This window comes from Vibrio sp. ZOR0018, from assembly GCF_963865925.1.
GTDB lineage: Bacteria > Pseudomonadota > Gammaproteobacteria > Enterobacterales > Vibrionaceae > Vibrio > Vibrio anguillarum.
The window spans coordinates 1-628 of sequence record NZ_CAWMCN010000025.1; the positions used below are offsets into that span (position 1 = coordinate 1).

At 41.9% G+C, this 628-nt stretch carries 1 protein-coding gene; it reads right to left on the bottom strand.

The genetic code is table 11. The features are described 5' to 3' along the window. Positions 1–70 precede the first annotated feature (70 nt). Positions 71–508, bottom strand: a complete 438-nt coding sequence (tnpA, locus tag AACR75_RS00875; protein ID WP_047691426.1) for an IS200/IS605 family transposase — start codon at positions 506–508, stop codon at positions 71–73. Positions 509–628: the final 120 nt, after the last annotated feature.

Genomic DNA, 628 nt, shown 5'->3' on the forward strand with positions numbered 1-628 from the left:
AAGTAAAAATCCGCCTTCTTAGAAGGCGGCTTTGGTTTATAGCCCCCTATAAGGGGGCATCCCTGCGCTGCTAGTTTATCTTCAACTCTAACTGCGCCTCATATTCTTGATCTTTCTTGTCTTGGTGCCTTACGTAACGCCTGATGATTTCTTCATTCACACAAACTGTGTCAACAAAGTATCCCCTTGCCCAAAAATGATTACCCCACAGTTTCTTTCTTATATGTGGGAACTTGTTAAACAAGCGGATTGCTGAACGCCCTTTCAATACTCCCATCAACGTTGATATCGAAACTTTTGGTGGAACTATCACAACCAAGTGAACGTGATCCGGCTGAACATTTAATTCCAAGACTTCACAATCTTTCATATTGCACAAAATATAGATTGAGCGATAAAGCTCCTTACCTACATTCCCTTTCAAGATCTTAAATCTGTATTTCGGAGTCCAAACTATATGGTATTTGCAACGCCAATATACATGTGATGAACTTCTATAATCGCCCATGTTTTTAGTTTCCTCTTACTTGTGGTGAATAAGAGGTTTACTTCTAGCATGGGCACTCCTTCGGGCAATAGCCCCAAGGTTCAATCACCACCGCCCAAGGCGGTGGTTTAGGGATGACAA

Coding starts and splice junctions, on each gene's coding strand:
- tnpA (WP_047691426.1), bottom strand. CDS start 508: ATGGGCGATTATAGAAGTTCATCACATGTATATTGGCGTTGCAAATAC.